The sequence below is a fragment of the ANME-2 cluster archaeon genome (assembly GCA_019429385.1).
In the GTDB taxonomy this organism is placed as follows: Archaea; Halobacteriota; Methanosarcinia; order Methanosarcinales; family Methanocomedenaceae; genus Methanocomedens_B.
This window is the reverse complement of sequence record JAHYIS010000029.1, coordinates 1-18,154: the sequence shown is the minus strand read 5'-3', so window position 1 is coordinate 18,154 and position 18,154 is coordinate 1. Positions and strand designations below refer to the sequence as shown.

Genomic DNA, 18,154 nt, shown 5'->3' with positions numbered 1-18,154 from the left:
TATTGAGTATTTAAAAGTATTTGCCTACTGTTTCCACGGCTCGTGCTAAGAGTTCAGCACCTTTTTGTAAATCTTCAAGGTCTATGACCTCTACGGGAGAGTGGATGTACCTTGATGGGATGCTTATCACAGATGATGGTATACCGCACTTTGTCAGGTGAATGGCAGTGGCATCTGTAGTGCCGCCTTCGGCTACATCGAGCTGAACCTTGATGTCAAATTCTCTTGCTGTCTCTCGTAACCATTTCACAACATTTTCAGTAGCAATAAGACCCCTTCCGCCTGCATCAATAATAGTTATGGCCGGACCTTTACTGAGCTCTATGGTACTGTGTTTCTTTTCAATACCAGGATGGTCGCCAGCTACAGTAACTTCTGAGACAAGGGATACATCGGGGTTCAGGCCAAATGCACTGGTACGGGCACCTTTCAGGCCAACTTCTTCCTGCACCGTGCCTACTGCAAACACGGTTGCGTCAATATTTCTTTCGTGGATAAGTCGCATGGCCTCGATCATCATTACGATTCCGGCCCTGTCATCAAAACATTTACCTGTGACCCTGTTATTGGCAAGTGTAGTATATTGGCGGTCCAGGGTGACGGTGACGCCTGGAATTACACCCATATCCTGGGCATCTTTTTCATTCTTTGCTCCAATATCAATGAACATATCTTCGGCATTGACGGGTTTTTTCTTATCTTCTTCTTTCATTGCATGAGGAGGTTTAGCACCGATGACACCGTAGATGTCTCCTTTTTCAGTGTGGAGTATTACTCGCTGGCTGTGCAGGGTCTGGTCAAACCAGCCGCCCAGTTTGACAAAGTGGACAAATCCTTTTTCATCTACATATTTGCACATGAGTCCTATCTCATCCATGTGTGCTGCTATCATGACTGAAGGCCCGCTTCTCTTGCGAATGGCTATGAAGTTGCCCAGTTTGTCTGTCCTGACCTCGTCAGAATAGGGTTTCAGTTTTTCTTCAAGAAGCTGTTTTACATTACTTTCATAGCCAGATACTCCATGAGTATTTGAAAAAAGTCTTAGCATTTTATCCAGTTGTTCCATGTTTCTCACCATTTATTTTTATTAGACTACTTATAAGATTTTAATATTATCCCTTAAGGTGTGGATTTTTATTTTTGGTGTACGTGTGTTATGAGTGTACTTTTTTTAAAGTATAATTAATTTAATTTTATGGAGATAAAATTCAATTCAACAATTTTATCAATATCCGGATACAATAAATCATATAATGATATTGCACCCTTCACCTTTTATAACAACCCCAACTCTCATTTTGACTTTTACCCTCATCCTTTTCCTCAAGATTACATTCATCGTCATCTATTTCAAAAATAACTGCGCAGCCCGCAGGTTTACCATATTACGTTCCATCTTCATCCGGCAACTCCGCGAAAATACGGGACAGACAGCCGTAACCATCAAGGCGACCAACCTGACAGGTGACCTTATGGACATGGATATACCCCTGTACAGGATAGAACAAATTCGCCGCAACGCAGTACAGGCAGGGCATAGTGAACCTTTACTCCTGCTATCCCTTCTGGTTTGCACAGCCTATGAGGATATCAAGAGCTTCAAGGACGAGCTAATAGAGGTCATGGAGAAAGACATAGCAAGACTGCAGGAGGAAGATGGCAAACTGGCATGTATGTGCAAGTATTCCCTTACCCCTTACACCCTTTTCAAGACCGCTCTTTGTCTGGGAGATGAGTTACCTGATGAAATGACCCGGTTTCTTAACGACAACAATGTCAGCAGGGATTTGACCGCTGTATTACGGTTCAGGACATTTCGTACATTTATCAGGCAGTTAACTTTACCTGTCACCGCTTTTTTCATTTCCGTAGCTGTACACCTGTATGGTATGGTTTTGCCCGCAGTTGTATCGTGGTTATTCTTGTTGTCAGCACTAATGTTGACCGGTTTGACGTTGTTCATGTTTATGAAGAAATGGAAGGAATTGGCATGTCCCATATCATGTGTTGACATTGAAGATGATATAAACCTGGATATTCCTGATTTTAACCCCCGCTGATCAGATGCAGAAATGTCAACAATTTTATCAATACGTGGGTTATCATAACATCTATATGATAATAGACTCTCATGCGCACATATTTCCTGATAAGATCGCTTCAAAAGCAGTCACTGGTCTTGAGCAGCAATATGGTGTCAATGCCTGTGGTGAAGCTACCGTATCCGGTATAGGTGCCAGCATGCAGGCTGGCAACATTGATGCCTCGGTCATACTTTCGGTAGCTACCATACCTGCGCAGGTGGAGAGCATCAATAACTGGGTGGCAGAGGTCGCAAGTACCGATTCACGCTTCATAGGACTTGGGGCCATGCACCCGGATTATCCGGACATTGAGGCCGAGGTACAGCGTATGCGGGATATTGGTCTTAAGGGTATAAAACTGCATAGCGAGTTCCAGCATTTCCTTCCTGACGAGGAACGGATGTTTCAAATATATGAGTCAATGGGTGACGATATGGTACTGGTGTTCCATGCTGGCGACGAGGTCATACCTGTCAAAGAGGTACATACTACCCCTATTCGTTTATCCAATGTACTGGATTCCTTCCCTGAATTGAAGATCATAGCCGCCCACCTGGGCGGCCACCGGTGCTGGGATGATGTGGAGTGTCATTTGCTTGGCAAGAATATCTATCTTGACACTGCTTATGTATATCCCGTGCCCGGCCATGAACATATCACGTTGAAGCGCATGCAAGAGATGATAGAAGCCCACGGTTTTGATAAGGTGATGTTCGGTACCGATTATCCATTCAGGGACCAGGGACAGGAAGTCAATAATATGAAAAACCTTGGATTTGATGAACAACAGTTGGAAATGATACTGGGTACCAATGCAGCACGATTATTTAATTTTGAAATCAGTTAGTTTTGATAAGGAGTTACCATGAGGACCATTGACTGGAACGATGAGAATGCGACCATAATTATGGTCGACCAGACCCTGTTACCGGGAGAATTCAAGGTGATAGAATGTGATAATGTCGGGTCGTTGTGTGAATCGATTCAGTCACTGCGCGTGCGAGGTGCACCTGCACTGGGTGCAGCCGGAGGGTTTGGTATTGCGCTTGCAGCCATGCAAAGGAGCGCAGAATCTATGGAAACACTCCTTGATGACCTGCGCAGTGTAGGCGACGTCATTAAATCCACCAGGCCCACTGCAGTGAACCTGGCATGGGGCGTGGACAGGGTGCTGGATGCTGCCCGGGATGCCTATGATACTGATGGTATGCGCAGGATACTACTGCAGGAGGCTAAGGACATAGCCGATGAGGATGTTGAGTTGAACAAACGCCTGGGAGCTCATGGTGCTGCGCTCCTGAATGACGGTGATACCGTGCTCACTCACTGTAATGCGGGCCGGATGGCATGTGTGGACTGGGGGACGGCTCTGGGTGTGATACGCAGCGCCATCGGGATGGGAAAAGAAATAAACGTCATTGCCTGCGAGACCCGTCCATTGAACCAGGGCGGCAGGATAACAGCCTGGGAACTTATGGAAGATAAGATCCCTGTTACCCTTATTACCGACAGCATGAGTGGACACGTGATGCGGGAGGGGATGGTGGACAGTGTTATTGTCGGTGCTGACCGCATTACACAGGATGCGGTGTTCAACAAGATTGGCACCTATACCCATAGCGTTATGGCAAATGAACATGAGATTCCCTTTTATGTAGCTGCACCTGTATCCACGTTTGATTTTGAGAACATGGAGGACCAGGTAGAGATAGAACTGCGCGATAGCGATGAACTGCGGTTCATGGGTGGCAAGCAGATAGCACCTCTGGATGTGAAGGTGTACAATCCGGCTTTTGATGCTACTCCCATGGGGAATATAACAGCTATCATTACCGAGAACGGCGTTTTCAGCCCCCCGTTCTTGCTGGATGAAGTGAAATACAAGAATTGATATCAATATTGATGGTCTTCAAGACCTTTGATGCTTTCCTTAGTTCATGCTTCATGGTTTCTGTTACTTCAACGTAGTCTGGTCCATTTTTGATTTACTATCATCCATAAGATTATGCACTCAAGTAAATCCTGACCACAAGGAAGGATTCAATTATAGCCATCAGAAGTAGGATTAGTGTAGTAAATATATTCGTTTCTATAACAAGGAACCAACGTCGTATAGTGCCGCCATCTCCACATCACTACGAATACGATTCGCATTTTGAATTTTGATCATAGAATCGGATGAAAATCATGTGTCACAATTAATTATGATAACCCCCCAATTTCAACTGGAAATTATACAACTTATAATATATTAATAATGATAATACTCATCATGCTAACATTGATAATAATAATAATAACAATAATAATAATAATCATGAATAAATTCGCGGTCTTATTAATAAAAATGCCATCGAGTGAAGAACCATACTTTGTAAATATATAATCGTTACATTCAATGTTTGCACTATTAAACGAACCGGGGATAAACGCAATTAAACGCGGGTATGCTACCTGAAAATCTACGTTCATCTACATTCATATGTGGTCTTCCTACATTAGCCAATACGAATTGTAATGGTCTCTAATAATAGATACAATTATATATTTATAATAGCTTTATTTTGTATATATCACATTATAAAATTACACTTAAATTGCCCAATAAGAAAGGTTTGCGTGTTCATTATAATTTTTATCTTTAAGGACCAGGTATTATGAAAAAATCAACTGAAGGTAATACAGGTATTATTCCGTTAATGACAATTATATTCATAATACTGTCCGTCAGTAGTGCTGCAACAGCCACTACATATGTTCTAACGGACAGCTTCAAATCGCAGGGTACCATATCTGTACTTGGCAATTCTGATAGTATTGATAATCCCAATAATTATGGAAATGTAGATGTCAATAAACCAGTTAATGGCGGCAGTAGCGGGGGTGGTGGTGGAATGAACTCCGGCGAGGCCTTTGACAACATACTGGTCTCGGAAACTGAAAGGGAATATGTGAATACTGGTTCAAAAGTAAGTTATACCTTTGACATCACAGGCAATATTGTCAGGCACATCAACTTCACCGGTGTCAAAAGTTCAGGTCAGATTTCTGCAAAAATTGAGATCCTTCGTGGCATTTCAAGCATGGTCGAGCAAATGCCTCCTGAAATTGCCTATAAGCATCTGAATATCTGGGTTGGAAACCTTGGCTGGGCAACTCCGGGCAATATTAAAGATCCTGTTATTGAGTTTAAGGTTGAAAAATCCTGGATATCCCAAAATAAGATCGACACATCCACAATAAGATTATACCGTTATACCAATGGGGTCTGGTTATCTCTTGAAACAGATCAGGTGGACGAGGATTCTGAATACTATTATTTTAATGCAAAAACACTGGGTTTTACTAATTTTGTTGTATCCGGGAATGTGAAGGATTCTGAACCCAAATCAAATGTTGGTGGTGAACGTGCTACTGAACGTGGTTCTGAAATAAATGATACGGTTCTTAAAAATACAACAGAAAAGGCGCAGGAATCGCCCGCTTTTAGTTTGACTGCAGGCCTGATCGCACTGGTCATTGTATGTATGCGCAGGAAATAATTTCTCTCCAGCCGATTCTCATACTGTAACAGCCTGTCCAAAATGTACGTGCATGTAGGGAGTAATGGTTTCTGCAGGTAATTTGTATTGCCGATGCATGGCGAATGCAGTCATTATCTATACTATAAGAATTAGCAAGCATGTATAATCTGTCTGGCTTTGTTGTACAATTATGATGATTAATTGTTACAACCCCTTTGTTTCAAGTGGAAATATATAATTACTTTTATAATAATGCTTATAATGATGATGGGTAAATGGTTAAACTACCTGAGTAATCCAATTACAATTCAAAAATTGCATACCCATTCCATTCATCCCTGGTGCACCCACCCTTATTGGACCTGCACGAAAGGCAACCTACATCATATCTGAAGCACCGTACTTGCGCCTATCCTTCAACTCCTGTTTCTTGCCATTATTCCACCCATCAACAGCCTGTATATACCCTGTCACCCTGGACAGGTGCTCCACATTATCAGAAGCGCAGTTGGGACACTCTTCCAGCAATCCACCTGCTACGTGGAAATCATTCATGCACACCGTCATATCCTTGGTGAAAGCAAAATAGCCAACCTGGGTATTCTTTATAATGTTCATGGCAAATTCCTTAAGGCCCTGGGGATCCGGATGTCCCTCGCCCATAAAGATGTGCAGAATATTTCCGCCATCCACGATAGGGAAGAAGACATGTTCAATATCGATCCTCTCGGGCAGGGAAACATTTGCACCAGGGGGCACATGAGTCCCATTGGTATAATAGACAGGGAGGTCGCGGGTTTCGTTAAGACGGGATTTTGCGCCCTCCAGATCACCTTTGATCACAACTTCGGCAAATTCCTTATACTCAGTGTGCAGCATGTCTGATACTGCAAAGCGCTGGCAAGTGGTTTCTGCAGGAGTCCGAGCCAGTGCGATCTCAATACCATATTTTTCAGACAATTCCCTGGAATAGAACTCCATTTCATACATGGCCCGGATAGACAGCTGCCTTGCTTTTTCGTCTTCATGCATCTGGAAACCGGTATGGTGCTGCACCATCTCATTGATACCAACAACACCGATCGTATAAACCAGTCCCTCCAAACCCACAGCAATAGAACCCTTCTTGCCGGTGACGGGGTCTTTGGGCCGCTGGGTGGCAAAGGGCATCCTGCCACTCTCAATAATATGGTCCATCCAGTATCGCTTTATCTCGAACAGTTCTACTGCCTGGTCCATAAGTCTCTTCAGGTTTTCAAACAGGAGGTGGTCGTCCCCACCAGCCTCATACGCAGCCCTGGGGCAGTTAAGAGAGACGACCTGCCACGCGCCCATGGAAAAGTGCATTCCGTCCTTGAAATACATTTTTTCCTCAAAGGTGTTATCCTTCTCGGCCGTGGTTGAGAAATTATAAGCGCAACACTGGTAACAAGAGATACCCTCACCAGCTCCCCGGTATTTGGGCAACTGGTTATCGAAATAAGGTGAACCATACTTGGCAGCCAGTTTGAATGACAGCATGTACAGCTCATCATAGGTCAACAATTCAGGATGGGCCTGGTTGAACTCTTCATCCTCTTCCATAAAATCCGGTTCAATACTGATCTCGGGTTTCGGGAAATTGAATGGCTTACCCCAGTAATCTCCCTGAAGCATCACATTCATCATTGCCTCAAAACCCAGGCGTACTTCACGCTCGAACTCTCCATAGGTCCTGAGGGGCGCCATTTCTCCATTCCACACGCGCCCCTTATAGACCACAGGCTTGTCACGCCAGAGCTTTGGGACCCCCGGCGAGAGCTGTACGGAAGAGAATACCAGCTGGCCACCCCTGGCGACCATCATCTGGGTCATCTCGTAGACGAACATCTGCATCAGCTGTTCAATTTCATCATACGCCATCCCCTCGAAAAAAGGTGCAATGAATGTAAGGAAATTATAGAATCCCTGGCCGCCGGCAAAATTGGTCTGGGCACTGCCCAGCGCCTTTACTGCATGCAGCACTGCCACTTCTGCCTTTTTAGCAGGACCTGCCACACTGGCCTTGGTTCCTGAACCATCAGGCATCAGGCCGTAATAGAAGAAATATCTCAGGTCCCAGTCCTGACAGAACGCCCTGGTACCAAGATACTCAAGGTCGTGTATGTGGATATCACCGTTAAGGTGGCTGTCAGCCAGGGCAGGGGGCAGTAGCAGCAGGTATTGTTCTTTTGATATCTTATCTGCCTTCTTCTTGTGCGATGTCTCAGCATTCTCCTGCAGGTTGGCATTATCCTTTGCCTCGAATCCTGTACCTATATCTATCTTATAAGCGTCATATACGGGTGTACCTACTCTGGTGGATATATTACGCCATTCGGTATATCCGTGTTCCAGCAACACTATGTTGACCAGTTCCCTCACAAGCGGACCTGACAGGAATTGCACACCCATCTTACGGATCCTGTTTTCGGTCTCCCTGGCAATGCCCTTTGCCGTTTCTTCGTCGATAGCTGGTTTGTTATAGAACATTTCACTGAGAACAGTCTCTTTCATCAATTGTTTTACAATGGTGTTCCTGTCCCACTCCATCAGATGCCCGTCAGTGGTCCTTACTTTTGGCAGGGTGGATATCTTTTCACCTGTCAGGGTTTGCTGTACCTGTTCCTTTTCATGTTCGTTTTGTTCTACCATTATTTCATCCACCGCTTTAGCTTGTGGAATTCCCTGTTCCATTTGTAATTTTTGCATTTTTCTTGTCTCCAAATGGTTAACTAACTATTTGCGATTATGTCTTCCACTTTCTTACGGTTCAGTGTATCACTGTCCATCATATCATCAGTGGTATAAAACATATTGTGTATCTTCAGCACAGGCGCAGACATAGTAAATACGTTATTCATTGTCAGTTCGGTAAGTGCTGCCGGGGTGGTCATGTCAACTTCATCAAATGAGATGTTGGACTCGTTCAATATCTGCTTGAGTATTTTACAATTCGGACAGACTTTAGTGGAATATACAATTACATTTTTCATTTGATCACTCCAAGGTAAATCAATCATTAATGGTCTGAGGATATAATGATTTTTTTAACTATATCTGAATACCATTATTGTGCATTTGTTACCATGTCAGATAATATTTGCAGTCATTGCCATGCTCATGCGTCGATTTATGTATTCGGATGGCATACCAATTAGTTACCATTATTGATAATATACTTGATAATATATTATGATTTTTCACATTTCTCATCCTTTTTAGGATAATTATAAGTCAATATCCGATTATCAGAAGATACCAATTTAATTGCTGGTAACTATCATGGAACTGGACGAAATAACAATCTCAAGAGCTATCATCGAAGCATTTACTGCTGATTTCCTGGACTGTACTGATACCGAAGTGGCACTGGTAGGCGGTGGCCCTGCAAACCTGGTGGCTGCAAAGATCCTGGCAGATGCCGGTGTAAGGACTGTGCTGTTCGAGCGTAAGCTGGCAGTTGGTGGCGGTATGTGGGGTGGTGGGATGATGATGCCAAGAATAGTCGTCCAGGAAGAAGCGAAACGCATTCTTGATAGTTTTGGCGTTCATTACACTGAATACAGGCCTGGCTACTATGTGGCAGATTCAATTGAATGTGTATGCAGGCTGGGAGCCGAGGCAGTAGCTGCTGGTGCCAAGATATTTAACCTGATAAGTGTGGACGATGTGATGATACGTGAAGGTGATGCTGTGACCGGGCTGGTCATTAACTGGACCGCAGTGGGCCTGCAAAAACTGCACGTTGATCCCATGACCATCAGGGCAAAGGTGGTCATTGACGGTACCGGTCATGATGCAGATGTGTGCAGCACCGTAGCAAGGAAAATTCCCGGAGCATTGATCGTAGTTGGGGAAAAACCCATGTGGGCAGACGTGGGTGAGCGCACTATCATGGACAATACCAGGGAAGTCTATCCCGGCCTTATCGTCACAGGAATGGCAGCCAACGCCGTAGCCGGTGCACCCAGGATGGGGCCCGTGTTCGGGGGTATGTTACTCTCAGGCGAGAAAGCAGCAAGATTGGCAATGGCAAAGCTGGAGATCAAATAGGAAATTCCCATAAAAAACCCAAATGGTTTTTTGATTCTTTACCATCTCAATCTTATGTCAGTTATAAACGCAGACCTCCACATCCATTCTAAGTATAGCATGGCCACTTCGAACCGCATGGATATTCCTACACTTGCAGTGGAATCTGTCAGGAAAGGTATCCAGCTCGTCGGCACCGGGGACTGCCTGCACAGCAAGTGGCTGGACGAGATAAAGACCATGTCCGAAGTAACAGACGGCATATATGGAATGGACAATGCCCGATTCGTACTGACAACTGAACTTGAGGACACTGACAGGGTGCATCACCTGCTCATTATACCCGATATATCAAAAGCAGAGGAACTGCGCGAAGCAATGGAGCCAGCATCGGTCAATATAGACACGGACGGGCGGCCCAACGTAAACCTCAGCGGTGTGGAGATCGCTGAACTGGCCAGAGAAGCCGGTGCAATGATAGGCCCGGCCCATGCATTCACGCCCTGGACCGCCATGTATGCTTCCCACGACAGCCTTGAAAGTTGCTACGGGGAACTGGCACCATATATCAGTTTCGTGGAACTGGGACTGAGTGCTGACACTGACCTGGCCGACCGCATCAGCGAACTGCACAGGCTGACATTCCTGACCAACAGCGATGCCCACAGTCCCTGGCCTAATAAACTGGCACGTGAATTCACCAGGTTCCGGATGGAAGATATCACCTTCGGTGAACTTGAAAAGGCTATACTCAGGCAGGATGGCCGGGGTCCGGTCATGAACGCGGGACTGTTCCCCCAGGAAGGCAAATACCATGAATCTGCCTGTATCCGCTGTTTCAGGCATTATACCCTGGAAGAGAGTAGAGGGAAGAACTGGCGCTGCACCTGTGGCGGGCGTATCAAGAAAGGTGTATGTGACCGTGTGGAAGAACTCGCGGACAGCCATGTCCATCCTGCTCACAGGCCGCCCTACCTGCACCTGGTGCCGCTGTCCGAGATCATTATGATGGCACTGGGAACCAAAAGTACTACTGCCAAAAAGGTCAGGGATGCATGGGAACTCCTGGTGGACAGGTTCGGCAGCGAGGTTACCGTGCTTCTGGATGCTGAACTTGATGGTATAAAGGGAGTGGAGCCGGCGGTGATACATGCTGTCAGGATGTTCCGCGAAGGTAAGGTCAGGGTGATACCGGGCGGTGGCGGTCAGTATGGCAGTGTGGAAGTGGATGACGAAATCCTGACCTCGTCAGTAACAACGGACCTGGACCAGGACAAAGAATCAGGTGAAATTAAAAATCAAACCAGGGCTTCGGACCAGTCCCAGCGTTCCCTGACCGAATTCTGAATCAAAATATCGATTATTTTGATAATACTGATAACACCACTAGCATCGATAACACCGATAACACCGATAACAGTGATAACAGTGATAACATTGATTGCATCGACAACAGCTGTCATTAGAGAAAATAAAGATATCCTATGAACATCGACCTCACGTACTGGTATCTCTTCCCCGCGGGTCTGGTCATTGCCACCCTTGCAATGTCAGCAGGCATCTCAGGTGCTAATTTCTGGATACCGGTATATCTTATCTGTGTAAAACTGGACCCCCGTGTCACGTTCTGGCTGGCACTTATTACTATGATATTCGGATTCGGAAGCGGAGTAGTAAGGAACATTTACCAGGGGACTGTGAACTGGTACCTGGTCCGGCAGTACCTTATTCCAACAATACCGGGTGCTGTTATCGGCGCCTTGCTGACATCCTATGTCAATGGTGAAATTCTGGTGTTTATTTTTGGTACATTTATAATCATATACGGGAGCCATATGCTCAAATCCTGCATCTCATCCCCGAAAGCACAAATCAGGCATGAAAAAGTTTTCTGGGGTATCGGGTTTTTGGCAGGGTTCATGAAGGGACTCATTGCTACAGGTCTGGGCAAGTTGATAGTCCCCGGCATGTGGAACCACAAAAAGGTCCGCCATCCATCTGAAGTGATAGGTTCGGCCACCGTCATCATTTTTATCGTGAATGTTGTTGCCGCCCTGACAAGGATGAACCATGAATTCATGGGTGTATTGACAGATAACACCAATATTTTGTCCAGTGTCCTGGTATTCGTGCTCCCGTCAGTGGTCATTGGTGGGCAGATCGGACCCAGGGTCATAAAGGATATGAATGCTGCTCATCTGAAGCTCTATATTTCAGTGCTGTTGATATGTGTGAGCCTGCTTATATTTTCCAGGTTACTGCTCTGAATGTACGTTCGGTCACGGTATTCCTTCATCTGAAATGAAAAATACTTTAACTAAACAGGTACGATAAAACGTCCATGAAATACTGGCAGCCCAAGTATGAAAAAATGCAGAGAAGTGATATCAGGGCACTGCAATTAAAAAGGCTGAAAAATGTCGTAAAGAATGTTTATGACCACGTTCCTTTTTACCGGCAGGGATTTGGAAATGTAAAGCCGCAAGACATCACCAGCCTGGAAGATGTAGCCAGACTTCCAACCACCAAAAAGACCGACCTGCGAGATAATTACCCATTTGGCCTTTTCGCCACACCCATGCGGGACGTGGTGCGGCTGCATGCATCCAGCGGTACCAGCGGGAAATCCACCGTGGTGGGTTATACGGCTGGGGATATCGTGACCTGGAGTGACCTGATGGCACGAAATTTCACAATGGTGGGTCTCGGGCCCGGTGATGTGTTCCAGAATGCAGTCAATTATGGCCTGTTCACTGGGGGTCTTGGTATCCATTTCGGTATTGAGCGGATCGGTGCTACTGCAGTACCCAGCGGTACGGGCAATACCAGACACCAGCTTGAGATGATGATAGATTTCGGTGTCACGGCCCTCCACTGCACGCCTTCCTATGCCCTGTATCTCGCCGAGACCGCCCGGGAACATGATATGGTGGACCTATTGTCCCTCACGACAGGATGTTTTGGTGCAGAACCCTGGTCTGTGAATACCAGACGGGAACTGGAAGAAGCACTGGGAATCAATGCGTATGATTCCTACGGCCTGTCCGAGATGTTCGGTCCGGGCGTTGCTTTTGAATGCCAGGAGAAGGACGGCCTGCATATCTGGGATGACCATTTCCTGGTCGAGGTGCTGGACAAGAACGGAGAGAATGTGGCCCCGGGCGAGCGGGGCGAACTGGTACTGACATCGCTCACCAAGGAGGCCATGCCATTGATACGCTACCGGACAGGTGACATTACCATTATCAGGGAAGATGAATGCCCGTGCGGACGCACCCATACTATTCTTGATAAGGTGGTAGGAAGGGCTGATGATATGCTCATCGTGCGCGGTATTAACGTATTCCCGTCCCAGATAGAGGGGGTGCTCATGGACATTTCCGAAGTTGGCGACCAGTTCCAGGTGGTCATTGACCGCAAGCGTCACAAACTGGATGAGATGCATATCAGGGTGGAACTTACTGACCGGGCCTTCACCGGTGAGCTTAAGGACCTTGAAAATCTCAGGTGCAATGTAGAAGAGAAGCTAAGAACCGTACTCAATCTCAGGACGGTAGTAGAACTGGTGGAACGGGGGACCATTCCCAGGACTGCTGGCAAGGCTCAGCGGATAGTTGACCTGAGAAAGGAATACTGAAGCGTACATATTGAACTGGGTATATTGGATTGTGTATAGAGAATCAGGCAGACACCAGCATCAGAATACCCTGGATATGTCCGGTTGTTTCATGAGCATGGCTGCCAGCAGCCCGGTGAATATGCCCGCACCAACAGCTACGGCAAATCCCCCGGCCAGCAGTGGGAGTTCGGTAACGGGACTGACATCGAGCCCGATCAATCGTAACAGTGCAATATTTAACAAGACTTTTCCGGTCAGGGTAAACAGCACTCCTACCAAACCGCCCGCGGCTGAGATGAGCAGCGATTCATAGAACACTTCCTTGAGTATGGAAAGTCTTGAAATGCCGATGGCCCTCATTACCGCCATGTCCCCTTCCCTTTCGCTGATGGACATTACCATTGTAGTGCCTATGAACAACACTCCCAGCACAAAGGAAATAAGCGATGATGCGGCAGCGGTAGGCAGGATGCGTTTATCACTGATAATCCTGTGGCCTACATATTCAGTGCCAGTCAGAACAAGATATTGGGGGTACATTAACCTGAGCAGCGGTCCGGCATCGGGTCCGTCCACCACTATCTGGTCTGCCCTGTCATCTTCCAGGTGTCCGGTGATCTTCTGGAGTTCTGAAAGATGTAATACCGCACCCGGGTAATTGGAGTATTCCACGGTGTCTACGATATTCATGACCCTGAAAGGTTTTGAAGCTGCCAGGGCGTCTGAGGACATGTTTATGTATAACGCATCGCCGATACCAATGCCCAGCAGGTCGGCCATCTGCCTGTTGACCACAGCTTCTGCAGTCCATTCCCCATCATAGAAATAGGGGTCTCCTTTCGTAAAACCGTCAATCGAGGCTGGCATGACATCAATGGCTCCCGGAACAATACCCACTGCCAGGACCACGTTTACCTGGTTACTGTCACCCGACCTGGCATATACAATCCTGTTCATTACCGGGCTGGCACCTTTCACTGATGGGTCATTGAGCAGGGTTTCCAATCCCATGTGTACATCACCCAGCATTATCTGGCCAGAACCGGTTATCGGGTCAAGTATATCAGAATCTGCAGGCACCACCCAGAAGTCAATAGACCCGGTGGGTACACTGGATTCTTTCAATCCCAGGCTGACAGATATGAGCAGGACCATCATAGATACTGTCATGCCAATGGCAACAATGGTAAAAACAGTGCGTGAACGGCGGCGGTAAAGATTTCGTAATGCCATTTTCAGGTATGTCACTCTACGATTCTCCCGTCTTTGAGATGGATTATCCTGTGTGCCCTGGATGTTACGTACTCATCATGGCTTACTACTAAAATAGTCTGTCCTGATTTTTGGTTTATGGATTCGAATATTTGGAGGATGCGCTCGCCATTGGTGGAGTCAAGTTCTCCTGTAGGTTCGTCTGCCACGATTATAGCGGGATTGTTTGCAAGTGCCCTGGCAATGGCCACCCTTTGCTGTTCCCCGCCGCTGAGCTGGGAAGGCATGTGCCTGGTACGGTCTGCCAGTCCCATTAAATCTAACAGGTCAAGGGTCCGCTTTTTGCGCTCTTTTTTGGGCACCCAGGCTTCACGCATGGGAAGTTCTACATTTTCAAAGGCAGTAAGTGCTGGAAGCAGGTAGAACTGCTGGAATACGAACCCTATCTGCATGAGTCTGAGCCTGACCAGTTCTCCGGCTGAGAGGTTTGAAGTGTTCTTGTGGTTGATGAAAATATCGCCACTGCTCGGGCGGTCCACACAGCCCAGTAAATGCAATAGTGTGGATTTACCTGAACCGCTGGGTCCCTTGATGGCGACGAACTCACCTGCCTCGATCTCCAGGTTTATGTCTGAGAGGGCATTGATAATGATATCGTCTACCTTGTACTGTTTTGTGACATTGCGGGCTTGTATAACGCTCATGCTAAACTTTTATGATAATTATAATTGGAATTTGTATGGATTGAGAAATACTTATATGTATTGTTGGGATAAGTTAATTAATGAAGAGTAATATAAATAAATCCAGATATCTAATTGCTGAAAAACATATATATAATTACTGAAATTCAATTTCACAGAGTGATAAATAAATGCTTACCAGTGTAATTTCATCAACGACCGTTTCAGCCACTACTGTATCAGCTACAACTGTTTCAGCTGTTACAGCCAGTGCAGCTGTTTCATCCACCCTGGCAAGTTCTACTACAAGCGCAGCAGTATCATCTTCTGCTGCGGTCAGTGCTCTATCCATGACAACAACTATGGGACTTCCCGAGTATGGTGTACTGGCAGTCATCGCACTGATAGTAATGCTCTCGGCCAAAGAGATATTGTCAGCGTCATCCCTGTGGAACAGGGCGATAAATTGTTCGATGAATATGAGTATAATGCCGCTCCTTGTTTCATTTTCCGCAATCGTATGTTATAAGGTTTTAGAGATAATCTGAATATTTCAGGTTACATTTTACATATAAGGATAATATATTGGAACCACTATTGGTAGGGGGAGGACGCCATAAACGTTAAATTCGCATGTTTGCTTTTACTATCTTTCTTAATATTCCCCCAATCCAGTGCTGTAGTACTTGATTCCACAATTATTTTAGACCGGTATGTGGATGTACCGGATGCTGCAGTTTCCTATGATGGTTATGTTTGTGACATCGATAATGTCGGCTCATATCTTACCGGTCAGGATATCCAGGCCTCTATAGAATTGGACCCCTCATATACCAGTATGAAAGTACAACTGGTGGACATGGATATGAATCAGGTATGGGTCCAGAATACCCTTTTATCCAAGGGAAAAGGAACAGTAACCATCCCCGGTCAATCTGTTCCGTCAACGTATGGCATCGTGGTGTTGAGCAGCGGAGAGTATAAAGGTGCAAAACCGGTAGTGATTTCAGAATACGCAATGACGGTAACACCTGATAAGACCCGGCTTCAACCCGGTGAAACTCTGAGCGTGACGATAACCACTAGCAAGGGCGGTGTCCCTGCTGACCCTTTGGACCAGCTTAAAGGAATATTGTTCCAGGGGAGTTCAAATATTGCAGAGGTTAGCGCGACCAGGGTAGGAACAGGTATCTATAAAGCAGATATTGGCATGCCCGCTATTGCCGGAACGTATTACGTGAACGGCATAATCGCAACGAACGATTATGTAATCGGATATCCTGAATCGGTGGGAATAGCAGCCGGTGGAAATGTGATGGTGGCAACTGCCAGTTCATCGGGTTCTGGTTCAAGCGTGAGTTCAAGTACTGAAGAGGACCCTGCGAATATCCTGGTCAGGGAGATCGACAGGAAATATTCAGGGGTAGATAAGCCTGTGTCGCACCATTTTGAGAAACTGGACAACATAATAACATATGTCAATTTCACGTCACGGATGAATTATGGGGATATTGATACTGTAGTAGAGGTATTAAATGGCAGGTCGTCGCTTGTGGATTCGTCTCCTACCGGTAATGTATACAGGTATGTTAACATCTGGGTGGGGAATGCAGGTTGGGCTACAGAGCGTACTATTGCCAATGCCAGTATTTCGTTCAGGGTGGAAAAGGAATGGATATCAGAGAAAAACATTGCAGAGGATTCGATTCGATTATCAAGATATGATGATGGATGGGAACCGTTGGCTACGATGCAAACAGGTGACGATTATACATATGTTTATTTCAGGGCAGAAACACCCGGTTTTTCATCATTTGTTGTTACAGGCAGCGAAAAGAAACTGGCAGTGCCTACAACACAACCAACAGCGATTATTGTAGACAGTCCAACATTTCCTGAAAAAGATAGCCGGCTAAATGGTTTTGATTTGACGCTGGCATTGTTGGCATTCATTACCTGTAGCGTCATTGTCCTGGTCTTCATGAAGGCAAAAAAAATATAAAAATCATCCAAAATTTAATAAACATTTGATTCAATCATAATAATACTTCCAAATTGTATTCCAATCATGATATCGATACCCTGATTGGATAACTTGATACTGAACATTATTGAAAAACTGAATTAAAAAACATGAGAAGGTTCTATGTTACCAGCACACAGACGAAATTCCCTGGTTATTATTATGATGCTATTCATGTGTGCTTCGATCATGGTAGCATCAGCACCTGATGCCCTCATTGTGAACCGGTCTTTTTATGGAAACTCAACTGTTGATGTCCAGAACGGTACTGTTTTCACCGTGCGTCTTGATTATACCATTAATTCAACTGCCAGACAGGAATTTGTCTTCATTGCAGAAAAATTGCCTGACAGCTGGTCGATCATCGACGAGTGGCATGACCCCTCTTTGGATAAGAACCTTAATGATTATGAAGTCAGTGCCAAACTGGGTTATCAGGGAAATAACAGTATTACCGGGGAATATGAATGGGCTTTTGCAGATATTTACCCGTTATGGAATTTGGAATCAAAAGGTGTTCCCAGTGGGTATCTGACCTATGATGTATGGGTGCCTGGCAATACTTCCCTGGGTCCTTATAATATATCTGGTAAATGGCGAAATGCTACCAAGGTTAAGGATATTGTTGACCTGGATAATAAGACGTATAACTACAATGCCAGTTCAGTCAGCAGGGCCACAATCAGCAACAGCACGGTAACTGTTTCAACGAATGATACCATTGGTCCGTATATTTATAATATTACGATATCAGAGTTTGCCAGTACCGACAGCGATACTTATATTGAGGTGGGGGAAGGAGTGACGATCAGTTTCAAGGTCAATGACAGTAGCGGGGTGAACGCTACTTATGTGTATATTGATGATTATTTGATAAACACTACTACCAATCCCGCAAATGATATAATAATAAGCGTGAGCAATACTACTCTTGTAACAAAGGGATTACACAATGT

Annotated in this window: 17 protein-coding genes; 10 read left to right on the top strand and 7 right to left on the bottom strand. The window is 45.5% G+C overall.

The window, feature by feature from the left end; genetic code table 11:
• Positions 1-10 precede the first annotated feature (10 nt).
• Positions 11-1,066: a M42 family metallopeptidase gene (locus tag K0A89_09925; protein ID MBW6518804.1), complete on the bottom strand. Its 1,056-nt coding sequence runs from the start codon at positions 1,064-1,066 to the stop codon at positions 11-13.
• A 187-nt stretch (positions 1,067-1,253) separates the two neighbouring features.
• Here K0A89_09925 and K0A89_09920 point away from each other — a divergent pair, with 187 nt between their 5' ends.
• From K0A89_09920 to K0A89_09905, 4 genes are all read left to right on the top strand, one after another.
• A complete protein-coding gene (locus K0A89_09920) occupies positions 1,254-2,060 on the top strand; it encodes a hypothetical protein (protein MBW6518803.1) in 807 nt (268 codons plus the stop codon).
• Positions 2,061-2,115: 55 nt separating this feature from the next.
• Complete coding sequence (locus K0A89_09915; GenBank protein MBW6518802.1) at positions 2,116-2,931, top strand: amidohydrolase family protein; 816 nt, start codon at positions 2,116-2,118, stop codon at positions 2,929-2,931.
• 18 nt (positions 2,932-2,949) lie between these two features.
• Positions 2,950-3,975, top strand: coding sequence for an S-methyl-5-thioribose-1-phosphate isomerase (locus tag K0A89_09910; GenBank protein MBW6518801.1), 1,026 nt, complete (start codon positions 2,950-2,952; stop codon positions 3,973-3,975).
• Positions 3,976-4,741: 766 nt separating this feature from the next.
• Complete coding sequence (locus tag K0A89_09905) at positions 4,742-5,626, top strand: PGF-pre-PGF domain-containing protein (protein ID MBW6518800.1); 885 nt, start codon at positions 4,742-4,744, stop codon at positions 5,624-5,626.
• 360 nt (positions 5,627-5,986) lie between these two features.
• On the opposite strand, the gene nrdD is transcribed toward K0A89_09905, so the two are convergent.
• Together nrdD and K0A89_09895 are read right to left on the bottom strand one after the other, a co-directional pair.
• Positions 5,987-8,338: an anaerobic ribonucleoside-triphosphate reductase gene (nrdD, locus tag K0A89_09900; protein ID MBW6518799.1), complete on the bottom strand. Its 2,352-nt coding sequence runs from the start codon at positions 8,336-8,338 to the stop codon at positions 5,987-5,989.
• A gap of 23 nt (positions 8,339-8,361) precedes the next feature.
• The gene (locus K0A89_09895; GenBank protein ID MBW6518798.1) at positions 8,362-8,622 is read right to left on the bottom strand and encodes a glutaredoxin family protein; all 261 of its coding nucleotides are present in this window, start codon (positions 8,620-8,622) and stop codon (positions 8,362-8,364) included.
• A 289-nt stretch (positions 8,623-8,911) separates the two neighbouring features.
• Here K0A89_09895 and K0A89_09890 point away from each other — a divergent pair, with 289 nt between their 5' ends.
• Entirely contained in the window at positions 8,912-9,682 is a 771-nt protein-coding gene (locus K0A89_09890; GenBank protein MBW6518797.1) for a sulfide-dependent adenosine diphosphate thiazole synthase, read from the top strand.
• Between the two features lie 54 nt (positions 9,683-9,736).
• Positions 9,737-11,008, top strand: coding sequence for a TIGR00375 family protein (locus K0A89_09885; GenBank protein MBW6518796.1), 1,272 nt, complete (start codon positions 9,737-9,739; stop codon positions 11,006-11,008).
• Here K0A89_09885 and K0A89_09880 read toward each other — a convergent pair.
• Entirely contained in the window at positions 10,960-11,124 is a 165-nt protein-coding gene (locus K0A89_09880; protein MBW6518795.1) for a hypothetical protein, read from the bottom strand. The genes K0A89_09885 and K0A89_09880 overlap by 49 nt on opposite strands.
• Positions 11,125-11,145: 21 nt before the next feature.
• Here K0A89_09880 and K0A89_09875 point away from each other — a divergent pair, with 21 nt between their 5' ends.
• A complete protein-coding gene (locus K0A89_09875; protein MBW6518794.1) occupies positions 11,146-11,928 on the top strand; it encodes a sulfite exporter TauE/SafE family protein in 783 nt (260 codons plus the stop codon).
• Positions 11,929-12,002: 74 nt separating this feature from the next.
• Complete coding sequence (locus tag K0A89_09870) at positions 12,003-13,298, top strand: phenylacetate--CoA ligase (GenBank protein ID MBW6518793.1); 1,296 nt, start codon at positions 12,003-12,005, stop codon at positions 13,296-13,298.
• Positions 13,299-13,358: 60 nt separating this feature from the next.
• Here K0A89_09870 and K0A89_09865 read toward each other — a convergent pair whose 3' ends face one another.
• From K0A89_09865 to K0A89_09855, 3 genes are all read right to left on the bottom strand, one after another.
• Entirely contained in the window at positions 13,359-14,528 is a 1,170-nt protein-coding gene (locus K0A89_09865; protein MBW6518792.1) for a hypothetical protein, read from the bottom strand.
• The gene (locus tag K0A89_09860; GenBank protein ID MBW6518791.1) at positions 14,525-15,196 is read right to left on the bottom strand and encodes an ABC transporter ATP-binding protein; all 672 of its coding nucleotides are present in this window, start codon (positions 15,194-15,196) and stop codon (positions 14,525-14,527) included. The genes K0A89_09865 and K0A89_09860 overlap by 4 nt, the downstream gene beginning before the upstream one ends.
• A 136-nt stretch (positions 15,197-15,332) precedes the next feature.
• Positions 15,333-15,599, bottom strand: coding sequence for a hypothetical protein (locus tag K0A89_09855; GenBank protein MBW6518790.1), 267 nt, complete (start codon positions 15,597-15,599; stop codon positions 15,333-15,335).
• A 213-nt stretch (positions 15,600-15,812) separates the two neighbouring features.
• Here K0A89_09855 and K0A89_09850 point away from each other — a divergent pair, with 213 nt between their 5' ends.
• Both K0A89_09850 and K0A89_09845 read left to right on the top strand, forming a co-directional pair.
• On the top strand, positions 15,813-17,177 hold the full coding sequence (locus K0A89_09850) for a PGF-pre-PGF domain-containing protein (protein MBW6518789.1): 1,365 nt from the start codon (positions 15,813-15,815) through the stop codon (positions 17,175-17,177).
• Between the two features lie 144 nt (positions 17,178-17,321).
• Positions 17,322-18,154, top strand: an 833-nt coding sequence (locus K0A89_09845) for a hypothetical protein (protein ID MBW6518788.1), incomplete at its 3' end; no start/stop codon positions are given.

What these genes read in the sequence shown, in the direction of transcription:
- K0A89_09925 (MBW6518804.1), bottom strand. Translation starts at nt 1,066, where the DNA reads ATGGAACAACTGGATAAAATGCTAAGACTTTTTTCAAATACTCATGGA.
- K0A89_09920 (MBW6518803.1), top strand. Translation starts at nt 1,254, where the DNA reads ATGATATTGCACCCTTCACCTTTTATAACAACCCCAACTCTCATTTTG.
- K0A89_09915 (MBW6518802.1), top strand. Translation starts at nt 2,116, where the DNA reads ATGATAATAGACTCTCATGCGCACATATTTCCTGATAAGATCGCTTCA.
- K0A89_09910 (MBW6518801.1), top strand. Translation starts at nt 2,950, where the DNA reads ATGAGGACCATTGACTGGAACGATGAGAATGCGACCATAATTATGGTC.
- K0A89_09905 (MBW6518800.1), top strand. Translation starts at nt 4,742, where the DNA reads ATGAAAAAATCAACTGAAGGTAATACAGGTATTATTCCGTTAATGACA.
- nrdD (MBW6518799.1), bottom strand. Translation starts at nt 8,338, where the DNA reads ATGCAAAAATTACAAATGGAACAGGGAATTCCACAAGCTAAAGCGGTG.
- K0A89_09895 (MBW6518798.1), bottom strand. Translation starts at nt 8,622, where the DNA reads ATGAAAAATGTAATTGTATATTCCACTAAAGTCTGTCCGAATTGTAAA.
- K0A89_09890 (MBW6518797.1), top strand. Translation starts at nt 8,912, where the DNA reads ATGGAACTGGACGAAATAACAATCTCAAGAGCTATCATCGAAGCATTT.
- K0A89_09885 (MBW6518796.1), top strand. Translation starts at nt 9,737, where the DNA reads ATGTCAGTTATAAACGCAGACCTCCACATCCATTCTAAGTATAGCATG.
- K0A89_09880 (MBW6518795.1), bottom strand. Translation starts at nt 11,124, where the DNA reads ATGACAGCTGTTGTCGATGCAATCAATGTTATCACTGTTATCACTGTT.
- K0A89_09875 (MBW6518794.1), top strand. Translation starts at nt 11,146, where the DNA reads ATGAACATCGACCTCACGTACTGGTATCTCTTCCCCGCGGGTCTGGTC.
- K0A89_09870 (MBW6518793.1), top strand. Translation starts at nt 12,003, where the DNA reads ATGAAATACTGGCAGCCCAAGTATGAAAAAATGCAGAGAAGTGATATC.
- K0A89_09860 (MBW6518791.1), bottom strand. Translation starts at nt 15,196, where the DNA reads ATGAGCGTTATACAAGCCCGCAATGTCACAAAACAGTACAAGGTAGAC.